Source organism: Acinetobacter sp. AOR14_HL, from assembly GCF_027855175.1.
In the GTDB taxonomy this organism is placed as follows: Bacteria; Pseudomonadota; Gammaproteobacteria; order Pseudomonadales; family Moraxellaceae; genus Acinetobacter; species Acinetobacter calcoaceticus.
Genome location: NZ_JAKTII010000005.1, coordinates 49,321 through 64,298 on the forward strand (window position 1 = coordinate 49,321; position 14,978 = coordinate 64,298).

15 protein-coding genes are annotated in these 14,978 nt (G+C 37.5%); 6 read left to right on the forward strand and 9 right to left on the reverse strand.

The features are described 5' to 3' along the window. Positions 1–11 precede the first annotated feature (11 nt). Positions 12–821, forward strand: a complete 810-nt coding sequence (locus tag MKL38_RS05345) for an alpha/beta fold hydrolase (RefSeq protein ID WP_270902746.1) — start codon at positions 12–14, stop codon at positions 819–821. Positions 822–890: 69 nt separating this feature from the next. Here the strand turns inward: MKL38_RS05345 and purN are convergent, their stop codons facing one another. Then, positions 891–1,520 carry a phosphoribosylglycinamide formyltransferase gene (gene purN / locus MKL38_RS05350; protein ID WP_270902747.1) on the reverse strand — a complete coding sequence of 210 codons (630 nt, stop codon included), beginning with the start codon at positions 1,518–1,520 and terminating at the stop codon, positions 891–893. Next, positions 1,517–2,587 (reverse strand): phosphoribosylformylglycinamidine cyclo-ligase, encoded by a 1,071-nt coding sequence (gene purM, locus MKL38_RS05355; protein ID WP_004643711.1) that lies wholly within the window; start codon positions 2,585–2,587, stop codon positions 1,517–1,519. The genes purN and purM overlap by 4 nt, the downstream gene beginning before the upstream one ends. Before the next feature lie 135 nt (positions 2,588–2,722). On the opposite strand from purM, the gene cxpE reads away from it, so the two are divergent. The 4 genes from cxpE to MKL38_RS05375 all read left to right on the forward strand — a co-directional run bounded on the left by cxpE (position 2,723) and on the right by MKL38_RS05375 (position 9,269). After that, positions 2,723–3,916: a chloramphenicol efflux transporter CxpE gene (gene cxpE / locus MKL38_RS05360; RefSeq protein ID WP_045429480.1), complete on the forward strand. Its 1,194-nt coding sequence runs from the start codon at positions 2,723–2,725 to the stop codon at positions 3,914–3,916. Between the two features lie 20 nt (positions 3,917–3,936). Then, positions 3,937–4,635, forward strand: a complete 699-nt coding sequence (gene hda, locus MKL38_RS05365) for a DnaA regulatory inactivator Hda (RefSeq protein WP_003650214.1) — start codon at positions 3,937–3,939, stop codon at positions 4,633–4,635. Between the two features lie 335 nt (positions 4,636–4,970). Further along, positions 4,971–6,821, forward strand: a complete 1,851-nt coding sequence (gene rbtA, locus MKL38_RS05370) for a rhombotarget A (RefSeq protein WP_270902748.1) — start codon at positions 4,971–4,973, stop codon at positions 6,819–6,821. 15 nt (positions 6,822–6,836) lie between these two features. Further along, complete coding sequence (locus MKL38_RS05375; RefSeq protein WP_270902749.1) at positions 6,837–9,269, forward strand: CSLREA domain-containing protein; 2,433 nt, start codon at positions 6,837–6,839, stop codon at positions 9,267–9,269. A 92-nt stretch (positions 9,270–9,361) separates the two neighbouring features. Here MKL38_RS05375 and MKL38_RS05380 read toward each other — a convergent pair whose 3' ends face one another. The 5 genes from MKL38_RS05380 to MKL38_RS05400 all read right to left on the reverse strand — a co-directional run bounded on the left by MKL38_RS05380 (position 9,362) and on the right by MKL38_RS05400 (position 12,632). Next, a complete protein-coding gene (locus tag MKL38_RS05380; protein WP_004790640.1) occupies positions 9,362–9,751 on the reverse strand; it encodes a DUF3106 domain-containing protein in 390 nt (129 codons plus the stop codon). Then, entirely contained in the window at positions 9,741–10,061 is a 321-nt protein-coding gene (locus tag MKL38_RS05385; RefSeq protein ID WP_004643705.1) for a hypothetical protein, read from the reverse strand. Before MKL38_RS05385 ends, MKL38_RS05380 begins: the two co-directional genes overlap by 11 nt. Further along, positions 10,051–10,665 (reverse strand): RNA polymerase sigma factor, encoded by a 615-nt coding sequence (locus MKL38_RS05390; RefSeq protein ID WP_005045802.1) that lies wholly within the window; start codon positions 10,663–10,665, stop codon positions 10,051–10,053. Before MKL38_RS05390 ends, MKL38_RS05385 begins: the two co-directional genes overlap by 11 nt. 159 nt (positions 10,666–10,824) lie before the next feature. Further along, positions 10,825–11,601, reverse strand: coding sequence for a TrmH family RNA methyltransferase (locus MKL38_RS05395; protein WP_270902750.1), 777 nt, complete (start codon positions 11,599–11,601; stop codon positions 10,825–10,827). Between the two features lie 59 nt (positions 11,602–11,660). Beyond that, the gene (locus MKL38_RS05400) at positions 11,661–12,632 is read right to left on the reverse strand and encodes a class 1 fructose-bisphosphatase (protein WP_045429509.1); all 972 of its coding nucleotides are present in this window, start codon (positions 12,630–12,632) and stop codon (positions 11,661–11,663) included. Positions 12,633–12,816: 184 nt separating this feature from the next. Between MKL38_RS05400 and MKL38_RS05405 the strand changes: the two genes are divergently transcribed. Beyond that, positions 12,817–13,002, forward strand: a complete 186-nt coding sequence (locus MKL38_RS05405; protein WP_003650227.1) for an NF038105 family protein — start codon at positions 12,817–12,819, stop codon at positions 13,000–13,002. A gap of 58 nt (positions 13,003–13,060) precedes the next feature. Here MKL38_RS05405 and pal read toward each other — a convergent pair whose 3' ends face one another. Both pal and tolB read right to left on the reverse strand, forming a co-directional pair. Next, positions 13,061–13,621, reverse strand: coding sequence for a peptidoglycan-associated lipoprotein Pal (pal, locus tag MKL38_RS05410; RefSeq protein WP_009393712.1), 561 nt, complete (start codon positions 13,619–13,621; stop codon positions 13,061–13,063). Between the two features lie 27 nt (positions 13,622–13,648). Further along, the gene (gene tolB, locus MKL38_RS05415) at positions 13,649–14,929 is read right to left on the reverse strand and encodes a Tol-Pal system beta propeller repeat protein TolB (RefSeq protein ID WP_270902751.1); all 1,281 of its coding nucleotides are present in this window, start codon (positions 14,927–14,929) and stop codon (positions 13,649–13,651) included. Positions 14,930–14,978: the final 49 nt, after the last annotated feature.

A 14,978-nucleotide genomic window follows, 5' to 3' on the forward strand; every position in this document is an offset into this window, starting at 1 on the left:
AGGATAGCGGTATGTCAATGAAACCAGTTATACACTTTGCTCATGCGAATGGCGTACCCTCAAAAGTGTATCAAAAACTGTTTGACCAGTTGAAAGGGGAATATGACATTATTTATGTTCCCCTGATTGGTCCTGATAAACGTTATCCTGTGACTAACCATTGGCCTGCTTTGGTTGATCAGGTAATTGACAGTATTGTGCGGCAGGCGAAAGGACGTAAAGTTATTGGACTTGGGCATTCTCTTGGTTCGGTTTTAACGTTGATGGCATCTTTTCAGCGCCCTGAACTCTTTTCTCAAGTGATTATGTTAGACCCGCCTCTTATTTTAGGACGATATTCATTTGCATTTCACATGGCAAAACTATTTCGTCCTAAATTAGTTGATGCGATGACACCAGCAGGTTTATCTGCACGTCGTCGTGAACATTGGGAATCGAGAGAACAGGCGGCCGAATTACTGCGTCCTAAAGGCTTTTATAAAGATTTTGATGAAGATTGTTTTCAAGCTTACATTGACTATGCTTTAAAAGAAGACTCGGTCCGCGGTGGAGTTACTTTAACTATTTCTCGTGAAGATGAAGTTGCAATTTTCCGAAAAAATCCTTCTTGGTGGTGGCTACCTATGCCAAAACCTAAGATGCCCGTACATTTAGTTGTGGGTAAAGGAAGTGATTTCTTAAAAAGAGGCTTTCCTCAAATGGCAAAGCGAAAAATGGGAATTCCGTTTACTGTGGTTGAAGGGGGGCATATGTTCCCTCTAGAACATCCTACTGATACAGTAAACTCTATAAAGAAATTGATTCATACTCAGCCAAATTAATTTTTAAACTTATAAAAAAAGGACATGCTAGCATGTCCTTTTTTTATTTCTGCTTGTAAGTAAAATGCTTTACCAATTTGCAAAACGAATAGGGTGTTTAAGAACTTGATCACGGAAATAAGCTTGACCATTTTTCCATGTAAGTTGACCGTTACATAACCACTCTGCTACTTGTGGGTAAATAAAGTGCTCAAGTGTATGTACTCGATCTGCTAATGAAGCGGCAGTATCATGTTCTTTTACTTCAACGGCTGATTGAGCAATTGATTGACCGGAATCTAGTTCAGCAGTTACAAAGTGTACGGTACAACCATGTAAACGATCACCTGTATTTAAAACACGTTGATGAGTATTCACGCCTTTGTAAGCTGGAAGAAGTGAAGGATGTATGTTCAGCATTTTCCCTTGCCATTTATTGACAAAGGTGGGAGTTAAAATGCGCATGAAGCCGGCTAAAATAACTACATCCACTTGCCAAGCTAAGAGTTGTTGATGCATTGCTTCATCAAACACTTCACGAGTTGGAAAGTCTTTATGCGAAATAACAGCCGTAGCAATATTAGCTTTTTCAGCACGCTCTAGGGCATAAGCATCTGCTTTATTAGACAGTACACCTACAATTTGCCCTGATAGATTTGCATCTATCAAGGCTTGTAAATTACTGCCGTTCCCAGAGACTAGAACAGCAATTTTTATCATGCAAAGATCACACGAATTTTTTCGTCTGCACCTTCTACTGATTCAGCATTTTCTTGGATGTGTCCGATTTTCCAAGCTTTTTCACCTTGAGCATTAAGCACTTCAATTGCTTTTTCTGCATCATTTGCATCAACAGCAATGACCATACCTACGCCACAGTTAAACGTACGGTACATTTCAAAGCGTTCTACATTGCCTTCGCGTTGTAGAAGTTGGAATAATTCAGACCATTCCCAAGAAGCTTCATCAATGACAGCTTGTGCACCATTTGGTAATACACGAGGTAAGTTACCTGGTAAACCGCCACCAGTGATGTGTGCCATAGCATGTACATCAACTTGTTTGCATAGCTCAAGAACTGGTTTTACATAAATACGAGTTGGCTCCATTGCTACATCAGCAAGAGGACGGCCATCAATCGTTTGAGTTAAATCAACATTTTTAACGTCTAAAATTTTACGTAATAATGAATAACCATTTGAGTGAGCACCACTTGATGCAACACCAATAAGCACATCACCAGACTTTACTTTAGAGCCATCAATAATTTTACTTTGCTCAACAACACCAACAGCAAAACCAGCAAGATCGTAATCTTCGCCTTCATACATGCCTGGCATTTCTGCGGTTTCCCCACCTACAAGTGCGCAACCTGCAAGCTCACAACCTTTACCAATACCAGTAACAACATTTGCAGCAACGTCAACATTTAAGTGACCAGTTGCATAATAATCAAGGAAGAATAATGGTTCTGCACCACAAACTAAAAGGTCATTTACACACATAGCCACAAGATCTTGGCCGATTGTGTCATGACGATTAAGATTAAGTGCCAAACGTAATTTAGTTCCTACACCATCGGTTCCAGAAACTAAAACAGGCTCTTCATAACCTTTAGGAATTTTGCATAGTGCACCAAAGCCACCAAGACCGCCCATTACTTCAGGACGACTTGTACGTTTAGCGACTGACTTGATACGATCGACCAGTGCGTCGCCCGCTTCAATGTCGACACCCGCATCTTTATAGCTTAAACCGGTATTTGGGGTAGAAGTTGAGTTGCTCATAAATGAAGTCTCCGCATTGGCGGCAGATTATAACCTGAATATACGAAACTCTTATGTTATTTATGCTCGAAAATGCTATCTTTAATAAAAATATTTTTTCATTTATAACGATTAAATCAAAAAAGGCTAGATTTTATGCAAGATCGTATACTGCGCCGTATTTTTTTACTCGCAGGTATTGTATTGCTGGTATGGGTATTGTACTTACTCAAGCCTGTAGTCATTCCTTTTATCGGCGCTTTTTTCCTGGCTTATTTATTCAGTCCACTTGTTGATGTTCTGGTAAAAATCAAATTGCCTCGCTGGTTAGCAATTAGCGTGGTGTTTATAGGAATAGGTGTAACTCTAACCATCGCTTTGTGGTATTTGGTCCCTCTAATCTGGAAACAATTGGTTTATGCCCGAGATAGTATTCCAGCTGGTATTCACTGGATTAACGCTACCTTTTTGCCTTGGGTATCTTCAACTTTTAATCTTCAGGCAATGGAAATTGACACAGAGCAGATGTCAAAAGCTGTGATGGAATATGTTCAAACCAATTATAGTGCCGATAGTATTCAGTCAGTGTTATTAAAATTGGCCCAGTCTGGTTTGAATTTTATTCAGATTGGTGGAACAGTCGTTTTAATTCCAATTATTGCTTTTTATTTTTTACTAGACTGGGATCGTATGTTACAGAACTTACGTCGTCTCATTCCACGTCAATATGAAGCAACTACTTTGCAGATCGTTGGTGAATGCCATAGTGTTTTAGGGGCATTTGTTAAAGGTCAGTTTCTCGTCATGCTATTGCTAGGCATAGTATATGCGGTTGGTTTGCAGCTTATTGGTTTGGAAGTTGGTCTTATTATTGGTATGGTGGCTGGCCTTGCTAGTATTATTCCTTATTTAGGGTTTGCAGTAGGTATTATTGCAGCGGTTATCGCAAGCTTGTTCCAGTTCGGATTGGACTGGATGCATTTATTACTCGTTGGTGTAGTTTTTATGATTGGCCAAGCGGTAGAGGGCTATATTCTACAGCCATTCTTACTGGGCGATAAAATTGGTCTATCTCCTGTAGCAGTTGTTTTTGCAGTATTGGCAGGCGCGCAGCTTGCAGGGTTCTTGGGAATGTTAATTGCATTGCCTGTTGCGGCTGTTATTGTAGTGTTGTTGAAACACTTAAGAGATAACTATGAAAGAAGCTCACTTTACGCTTCACCGTCTGCGTTAGTCATACAACAAGGTGATATTGAGCAAATTCATGTAGAAACCGAAAGCACTAAGCTTGATCTTGAGGTTAAAACACAGCAAGATACAGATAAACTGAAACCATCTGACCAGAAATAATTTCAAGGTTAATTCGATATATGCGTCAACTCCAACTGGATATAGAACCTCAACTTGATGCCCGAATCAGTGATTTCTCGGGACCAAGTTGGGGGAATGTAGTCGATGCTGTGCGTCAACTACATGCTGGTCTAGTCAGTAGGTTTTATATCTATGGTGGGGCAGGGACAGGTAAGAGTCATTTACTTTCCGCAATTTGTGACTCTTATTTAGAAATAGGCAAATCTGCGATTAAAGTTTCTTTGCTTGAACTCCTGGATGCTCCTATCGAAGCAATTACATCTTTAGAGCATTATGACCTTGTTGCTCTGGATGATATTGAATCGATTAGTGGTGTGCCCCATTGGCAAAAAGCTGTCTTTCATTTAATGAATAATCACGAAGGGCAGTTGGTATTTTCTTCGCGTGTAGCACCTATCGAATTAAAGTTGGAATTACCAGACTTACAATCACGACTTACCCAAGCTGTCAGTGTTAAGGTACCGAGTGGAAGTTTATATGCGGATCGCTATGCTTTGGTTACATCTGTAATGTCTAGACGTGGTATTCATTTTGATCAGCAAATTGTTGACTATTTATTGTTACATGGCCCTCATCAAGCTTCTCTTTTACTACAGACAGTTGCCCAATTAGAAAAATTACTCAAAGGCGAAAAAACAAAACTTTCGAATGCAACTTTAAGGCAAATTTATGCTTTGATTGATGAATATCAACAATAGATATTCTTTCATTCTGCTTTATTGCCTTGCCTAAATTTATAAAAACCTATTAAAAATAGAGTCTTTGGCACAAGATTTCTAATTTCAGAGTACTTGCATTTACATCTTTTTAAATTTCCTTCTAATTTTTAAATGAGTCAATTTTTGTATTTAAAAAAGTTTTTTGAATGTATGAAGCTTTTTGTAATCTGGTTCAAAAATGACTCTACAGACCGACCAAAATGTCTTGAGAAATTCTACTTGCTGTGACAAAGTACGCACAAAGGATGCGATTGCAAAAGTGAAATTTTTGCAATATTGACAAAAAAAATGAAAAAAGATGTAAGGAGATGGGTATGCTCAAACGGAGCATTGCTTTTGCTTTATTGGCTGCTGCTGGACACGCTTATTCTGCCGATATTCAAGTCACAAGCTTAATTGATGAAGATAAAGACGATACGCTATGTACGTTGCGTGAGGCCGTACAGTTTCTTAATTATCGAGCATCTTCCAATGCTGCTGATGTTGAAAAATATGCAACTGGTTATCACGGATGCGGAGGTAAAGACGCCTCTTCAAATATTATTTTGAAGCGTGATAAAGAATATGCATTGAATACAAGTATAACAATTACAGGGCCTCTCAATATTCTTACAGAGAGTGACTCTAGTTTTATTGATAATGATGCTCCAGGAACCCATAACGCTAGCATTAAAATGGCAGGTACAGACCGCCTGTTTAAAATTGATGATAATAATGTTGAAAAAGCCTCTTTCTCAGTTTCTTTGAGTGACCTTAATTTACAAGGGGCTGGCTCTAAAACTTCAGCATTAGATGGCGGGTTAATTTATAACCATGAACAATTAACTATTAAAAATTCACGTTTGCTTAATGGTTACGCCACTCGTGGTGGTGCAATTTATAATGCTGGTAATTTATCTAATACTACAAGAACAGCTGGTACAGTTACCCTTACCAATAATTTAATACAGAATAATAAAGCGGGTCAGGGAGCAGTTTTATATAGTGAAATGCCTCTTTATTACATTACTCAATCTGTTTTACGTGATAATGAAGTTACAGCCGCAGATAACGCTTTATTGTATGTTCAAACTAAGTTTGCAGATGAAAGTACTGGGGGATATTTAACTTCACGTGCTATTGGATTAAGTAATAGTACAATTTTTCATAATAAAGGTGGTTTTATTGCAAATATCCGAGATGGGATGTTTGTTAATAACATCACTATGATTAAAAATGACAAAGGTCTATTTCTTGATGCTCCTCAAGGAAATGCTTCTGTTTCAAACAGTATATTAGTAGGGAATACTCTAAATTGTCAGGTAGGTACAAGCGATAAAGCAATTATACAAAGTAATTTGGTTACCGCTGAATGTAACCGGAATGCGACCTCAAAGCTTCCTAATATTCTTTATCCCGCTAATGAAAAATTAATTGCGGGAGATACTGATGAAGGTGTGTGCGATGTAACTGCTCAAAATGGATTGTTATGCCCTTATAACACGCCAAAAAATAGCTTTCTGGGTTTCTTTAGACCACGATTACTTGAGAATTATAAAAATTTAGCTGAATCATTGATCATTAATAAAGGACGTCTTTATAGTGATGGCTCTTCAATTGGTTTAGCGAGTTGTGAAAGATACGATCAACGTGGTAAGAGTCGGAGTGGATATGATGAGCTCTGTGATTTAGGTGCAATCGAATATATTGTAGATAGTGAAGTCTCTTCAGTTGGTCAAGATATTAAATATGGTCAGGTTGCAAAATTCGGTATTTTAGGTTCTTTAAGTGAAGCTGATTTGGTTACGCCTGCTACGTGTAAGCGATTGTTTGGTGAGCGTACTGATCGCAAAGACTGGCAACCAGGATGTCTTAAAGTTAGACAAAGTACAGATACACCAGTTTCAAAAGGCACTATAGCCTTAGATCAAAATGGTAATGTGATTTATACGCCAAATGGAAATTGGCATGGTGCAGATATTTTTAGTATTCAAGTAGTTACTAGCGTATCTCGTTTTAATGAGGGTGAAGATTTTCAATATATTACTATCCCAACAAGAATTGTTCAGGAACCTTTATCTGGAATTGAAGATAAATCGGTGAGTACTGGCGGTGGGGGAAGTGTAGGCGGTGGTTTAATTTTAGGGTTATTTGGATTAATTGCATTACGCCGTTTCAAGTCATAAACAGGGATGTGGGCTATGAAAAATTATCAAAAAGCACTGGGTGTAATTACTGTTATCGCAGCAATGCCTTTAATGGCTCAAACAACAATAAAAGTTACAACATTTGCTGATGAAGATAATGAGAACATGAATGCATGTTCTTTACGTGAAGCTATTACGGCAGCAGAAATGCGTAAATCTTATGGTGGATGTGAAGTTTCTGCAATTGATGCAAACTATACAATTCAACTGGAAGGTGGTACTTACACCTTAAATAAAGAATTAACCCCTAAAATTGGTTTGAATATTATTGGGAAAGAAGCGACAGATTGGGAGCGAAAAGGAGTTTTAACGAATGACTATCCAGCCCAAAAGGCGCTTGAAACTCGTATAAATGCTGGGGGGAAATCACGTATCTTTAATACGGCTATTTATCAGCAACCGTTAACATTAACTAATATTATTTTAGAAAATGGTAAAACTACTGAATCTGGTGGTGCAATTTATGCTGGCGCCGATGTAACTTTAAAAAATAGTCAAATATTGAACTCACAGGCTTCTAAAGGTGGAGCGATTTACCTTGGGGGTAATACTGCTAGTTTAACGATGAGTCATTCTTTAATTCAAAATAATGGCCAAACGTCAACTGATGGTAGTATTCTGGCAATGAGTTGTATGTTTAATACCTCATATAGCGCACGTACTATATCATTGGATTCAAATAGTTTTGTTAATAATGGATCGACTAGTTCGATAAGTGCTTTTAATTTTTGTGGTAGCCCTACAGCCTCCTTTACAAATAATACAATTGCACAAAATATTGCGAGTCCGACTAACGGTAGTATTCTTAAATTTACAGGAGATGCTGATCCAGCAAAAAATCAAACCAGTAATTTAAGTTCGGCTAGTAGTTTAATATTGCAAAATAATACGATTGTTGAGAACTCAGCAAACACAACTTTTTTATATGATAAATTAGGTAATAAAAAATTAGATTTTAATGTATTAGCTTTTAATAACGGGTCTTATGCTTGTCGATATTTACTTGGAGCAGCAGCTGAGGAAAAAGATACTGGACTAGATTTGAGGTTTAATGCGTTAAATTTAACAGGCAATGCACCAAAATGTGATGTACCTAAAGAAGTAGTTCCTGAGGGCAACACTAATCTTGATGTAAAAAATAATACTTTAAATACTTTATTAGAGCTTATAAAAGGGCCTAATGAAAATAATGGTTTTTTACCAATTTACTATCCTAAAAATAATTTTTCAGCAGAAGACTTAATTGATGTAGATTTAGAAAGTAAAGTTACCTGCCAACCTCAAGATCAGCGTGGGTTAGCTAGATTGGTTAGTAATACATACTATTATCAAACTTTAAATAAAAATAGTTGTGATATTGGTTCAGTTGAATTAATGAAACTTACGGCAGGTGATCTAGAAGGTTTAGGTAATATTTCATTTACGACTTTAATAGAGACATATCAAAAAAGCTATGATTTGTATGATAGCCTGCTTAAAGATCCAACTACACCATCAAACTTTATCGTTTACTATAAAGTCCGTTTAGCTGAATTTAAGGATTTACTTGATAAGTTTAAAAATGATACGGCTCATGTAAATACAAAATATCGAGCAATTTACATTGATTTAAAAAATTATGGTTTTCCTCTACCAACTGAAGACATTAACCATGTATTAAAGTTTTTTAATACGGCTGATTATAATGTTAAAGCAGAACCTTTGGGTGTGGCACAAAAAGTAGAAGATTTAGATCCTAAAACAGAGACTAAGAAAAACCAGAGATGTGTGTGGAATCCAGCAGTACAGCAAATTCTTTTTTATCGTGTTGATGATGATCCTACTTCAAGTACAACTAATGAATTTTGTAAATATACAATTACCACTAAAGCAGGTGTGGAACTTAGTAGTGGATTAATTAAAGCAAAATTTGCAAATATTGCTCCTGTTTCTGGAGATGGCACAATAACATTTAAGTATTTAGCAAATGAAATGATCCCTTTGAATTTACTCAAATATGCGAATGATGATGGTGATGGGCCAGTTAGTACACTTATTACAAAGCCTGATAAGCCTCAATTTTGGGTAAATGAAAAAGGTATAGAGTTACCCATCTATTTACCAAGCAAAACTTCGAAAGATGGAATTTTTACGGTCGTTAAAGCAGATCGAGAAGGACCGTGTCCTGGTAAAGACAGTAAAAATACATGTTACGGTGGTAATATTTATATTCAAGCTAAAAATGTCTTTAACACTTTTAACGATACACTATCTTATAATGTCTATGATGCTAATGGATTAATTTCAGCGAAACCTGGGACAATTAATCTAATAAGTACCGCAACTACTACTGATGATTCTCGAAGTGGGGGCGGTGGTGGTAGCTTAGGAATTTTATCTATAGCATCTTTACTTGGTTTAGCGGTCTATAGACGCTACCGTAAATAAATTATATAAAATAAAAGCCTCCAATTGGAGGCTTTTTTATGGAAAGTATATAAGTCATGAAACTCACGGTGTGTGAACTTCATATACTTATATTAATGTTCTAAATACTTATTCATATATTCTTCACGAATAGCTGTTCTTTCTTCACCATTCGCTTTAAGCATACGCTGGCGTAAATCATTACGCTCTTGTGTACTCATTTTTTGCCATGCTTCACGCATTTTTTCTTTTTCAGCATCGGGGAGCTGAGTAAACCAGTCCATACGTTGCTGTAGGTTCGTACTTTGATTCGCTGGTAACTCTTTTAAGCTCTGGTAACGTTTAATAACTGCACGTTGTTCCTCTTCAGAAAGAGCATTCCATGTGTCATCAACTTGTGTATTGGCATCTTTAGAAAAAATCCAAAATCGTTCAAAACCTGCAAAACTAGTTTGCAAGAAACTTAATGAACAAAGGATAAGAGCTAATTTTTTAGCTGCCATGTTGTACTTTATCCTCACCCAAGACCATTAGCATTTCTAAATCTTCCACCATTTGTGGAGATAATTTAGGATTTACAATCACTTGATTCTGCGGCTTATCAACAATATCTGCTGAATTAGGTAAAATTACAAAACCTGTGATCGCTGCTGCAAGTGCAAAACCAGACATTTTCCAGACACTATAAAAAGAGGCTGGTTTTTGTTGAATATGGTCAAGCACATGATTCATGACCACTGTTTTATTTTTATGGTGATGTGCCAAACTATCAAGTTTAGACGTCACCTTTTTAGTGAAATCATCATGATTCATCAGAACCTCCCAAGGGATTTAAATGGGCCAAGTACTCTCTAAGTCCCTGAATTGCTCGGTGATAATGGGTTTTTACACTACCTTCGGTACAGTTCATGATCTGAGCTGTTGTGTGTGTGTCAAAACCTTCCCACGCACGTAACATAAAAGCCTGTTGTTGACGAACTGGTAGCTTTGAAATCGCTTCTCGAATTTCTTCGATAGTCACTGCTTGATCGAGAAAATCCGCAGGATTAATGGCTTTTTCATCAACTACATCAATAATTTCGTCGTCGTCATTGTCCAGACTAACTTTTTTGAAGAATGAAAATGGGTTTGCTCTACGAGATTCTTTGCGGCGCCAATCCTGAAGTTTGTTGTTTAAAATCGTATAAAACAGGGGATACCATTCTTCAGTACTTTTATCGGCATAAGATTTGTGTAAAGCAATAAATGCTTCTTGAACCAAATCCATTGCAATACCTTGTTGACCTTGGGTAGCACTCTCCATCATCACCAAAGCACGACCAGTTACATCTTGCATGAAAACTTTCAGGCGTTGCTCAGCCGTGCTTGCATGAGCACTAGATGTTTCCGATCGAGACTTTTTCGGTGCTAAATCCATGGAGATGGAAAATCCTGTCATTGGACATACCCACCTTATCTTCAATATATCTCTTATATAACGTTGAAAAGAGGTGGGAGGTTGACAACAATCGGCTATTTTTTACTAGTGTAATTGATTTTTTTCACAAATATGTGAGATGTAAAATAAATTAACGTTTTATTGGCGTTGACGAACCATTTCAAAAAAACAAATAGATCCTGCAATTGCTACGTTTAATGACTCTTGTCCACCTGGTTGAGGAATAGTCACTGATTGTGCGTGATCTAATGCGTAATCACTAGCACCTTGACCTTCGTTTCCTAAAATCCATACACAGGGTTTTGAAAGATCTTGTGAGTAGAGGCTTGTTGAGCGATGTGAGCTTGTAACAAAAACTGGGATTTGAAATTTTGGAAGAATATCTGTGAGTTGGAAGTTTTCAAAACAATGTAAGCTAAAATGGGCTCCCATACCTGCTCTTAAAACTCGCGGAGACCAAAGTGATGCAGAGCCTTGTGTGCAAATAATTTGTTTAATATTTGCTGCTGCTGCTGAACGTAGCAATGTGCCTACGTTACCAGGATCTTGGATATTCTCCAGAATTAAAGTATCTACGTTGTAATCGATCGTTGATGCAGTTTTAGGTAAATCGATAATAGCTAAACAAGGCAGACTCGTACCTAATGTACTCAAATCTCTATATAAGACTTCACTAATAACAAAGATATGACCTTGATGCAGTTCGATTATTTCTTTTAAATCGTCGTGTTCTAATGCTTGTTCTGTTGTAAATAAAGAGAAAAGCTTCTTCTGTTGCTGTAGCCAAGCTAAACAAAGATGAGTGCCTTCAAGAACTGTTTGCTGGTGTTTTTTTCGGGCGTTACTAAGTTCGATTAATCCACGCAAATGTTTAATTTTTGCATTGTCTTTTGATTCTAAAAAAATAACAGCCATAAGGAAATATCCAACAAAAGGGCACCATCATACTATGATGCCCTAAGTAATTAAAATTATTAATGATAGCTTGTTACGCGTTCAACTTCATTTTTAGAGCCAATAATCACAGGAACTCGTTGATGAAGTTCTGTTGGTTCGATGTCTAAAATGCGAACACGGCCTGTAGTTGATGCGCCACCAGCTTGTTCAATGAGCATACTCATTGGATTCGCCTCATACATTAAACGTAAGCGACCCGCTTTTTTCGGATCTTTTAAGTCATATGGATAAAGGAAAATACCACTGCGGCATAAAATACGGTGAATATCACCCACCATACATGCTACCCAGCGCATGTTGAAATCTTTTTCACGAACAGAGGTTTTACCTGCAAGTAATTCATCAATATATTGTTTTACAGGATCTTCCCAATGACGCTGATTAGAAGCGTTAATTGCAAACTCTTGAGTATCTGCTGCAACTTGAACATTGTCAGTAGTGAGCAAGAATGTTTGAGTTTCTGGGTCTAAAGTAAAGAATGCTACGCCATTTCCAACTGTTAAAGCCATCATGGTTGATGGGCCATAAAGTACATAACCAGCAGCAACTTGCTGTGTACCAGCTTGCATGAAATCTTCTGCTTGTGTTACCGCATTTTTTGCCGGCAGAATAGAGAAAATTGTACCTACACACATATTAATATCGATGTTACTTGAACCATCTAATGGGTCAAACAAAACTAGATATTTACCATTTTCTTGGGCTGGTGTGAATTCATCAAGCTCTTCAGAAGCAAGACCACCTACTTGTGGATGAACTTTTAATGCATCGATTAAATAGTCATTAGAAATCACATCAAGTTTTTTCTGCGTTTCACCTTGAACATTTTCATTACCAGCACTTCCTAAAATACCAGCGAGCGCACCTTTTTGTAAGGCTTGATCGATAGTTTTACAGGTTGTGGCGATAGTATCGATGACTTGAGCCAACTCCGGTGTTAGATTCCCTTTTTGTTGTTCTAAAAATTGGGACAAGGTGAGGTTGGACATAGAAAATAGCTCCTGTGCTTCAAGCATCAAAATGAGTCAGATAAATACGTGGCATATTCTAGATGAGAATGTCACAAAATAAAAATTATCTTACTTTATTTGTGTTGGATTTATGCTTACAACCCCCATTTTAAGTGGTATGTTGATTATATAACAACGGACTGTATATTTTAGGAGAATCGAAATGACAACAAAGAAGTTTGATGCGACCCCAACGGCAGGTGAACCAATCAATCTAGATGAAATTTCGAAAGAGAATGTTCAGGATGCTTGGAAAGATTATGAGGCAAAACCTGAATATAAAGATTTTAATAAGCATGATTTGATTGAATCGATGCAACATTCTGAAGAAGAAAAGAAATCTTCCTAAGTTTTGTTGTTATAAAAAAACGCTCATAAAAATATGAGCGTTTTTTTATGCATATTCTTTATTTTAATAAAGGGGGTACTGCTTCATAATTAATTTCAACGCGGCGGTTTTCTTTCCACGCAGATTCATCATGTCCTGCATTAACAGGAGCTTCTTTACCATAACTTACAGCTTCAAGTTGCTGTGGGTTTACGCCATTGGTAATTAAATAACTTTGCACAGCTTTAGCACGACGCTCACCTAAAGCCATATTGTACTCACGTGTACCACGTTCATCTGTATGACCAGTTAAAGCAACTTTTGAATTTGCATTTGCCATAAGAAATTGTGCGTGAGCTTGGAGAGTTTGATAGTCTTCAGTAGATAAGTCACTGCTGTCATAATCAAAATGAACAACGCGTTTAGCCAAAGCAGCTTTATTTGCCTCAGTTACACCTTTCGATGAAGCACCTGCCAAATTTTGAGCATTTAATGCTGCATCTTCACTTAAACCAGAAGTGTTTACCGTACTTGGATTTGTACCAGTTGTTGTAGTCGCTGCCGGTTTGCGGCTAGCACAACCTGTCATCACAAGTGCTACGCTAAGAAAGGGTAAAGCTAAATATTTGATTGATTTCATGATCATCTCCATCAATGGAATTAAAAGTTATTTTGGTGCCCATGCCGGTTCACGTACTTCACCTTGTTCACTTGGTAAATTCATACGGAAACGTCCATCAGTAGACATAATAGACAACAAGCCACGGTTGCCTTCACGAGTTGCGTAGACCACCATTTGCCCATTTGGTGAGAAACTTGGTGATTCATCTAAACTGGTTGGGGTAAGAATATTGGTGATGCCAGTATTAATGTCCTGAATTGCAACTTTATAACTGCTGCCACTTGGGCGATGAACAAGAGCAATCTTTTTGCCATCTGCACTCAGAGTTCCACGTGCATTAAATGAACCTTTAAACGTTAGACGTTTTACTGAGCCATCAGCAAAGGTATAACGATAGATTTGGGCAGAACCACCACGGTCAGAAGTAAAAATAAACGATTTTCCATCTGGTGTATAACGTGCTTCGGTATCAATTGCCGAGTCATTTGTCATACGTTTGACTTGGCGAGTTGATAAATCCATTTGATAGATTTCAGGGTTGCCATTCATAGATGCTGTAAATAGCATTGATTGACCATCAGGTGAAAAACTCGGTGCGCCATTTAGGCCTTTAAAGCTTGTGAGTACTTCACGCGTCCCTGTAGATAAATCTTGTAAATAAATTGCTGGACGTTTGGTTTCAAATGAAACATAAGCAATTTTCTTAGCATCTGGTGTCCATGCTGGTGAAAGAATTGGATCACGAGATGACAAAACAGTTTTTGGTTGTTCACCATCCGTATCTGCAATTTGTAAAGTATAACGTTCTGCAGGAGTTGCCGGATTTCTGAGTACATAGGCAATACGGCCACTAAAATCACCCGGAATGCCTGTAAGTGCCTGATAAATAGCATCACTTACCATATGGCCAGCTTGACGTATACGTGAAACTGGTACATTTAAAAGTTCATTTAAAATGTATTGCTGCTTTTGTACATCATAAAGTTGGTAATGAACTTCAAAACCCGTAGCTGTTTGTTTAATTTGTCCTGTAACTACATATGGAATTCCGGCAGCTTGCCAGTCAGAAGCTTGAATCTGATTGATTGCAGCATTAGCAGGTAAATTTTTAGATGAGCTTGTAAAGCGTCCAGAACGGTTTAAGTCAGTTTCAACAATAGGAGAGAGCCCATTGTCATTGTTAAACGGGACAATAGCAATTTTAGGTGCCTGATCTGGTGCTTTAGCAATTTCCAGATATAACTGGGCAAAAGCAGCTGTAGGAGCTAGAGGGCTTAATGCGGTGATCAATGCTAAAGATAGCAGGTGTTTGCGGCTCGTATTCATAAGTTTAAAGTCATAGCTGGTATTTTTGTGACTGTTGATTTTGTAGCAT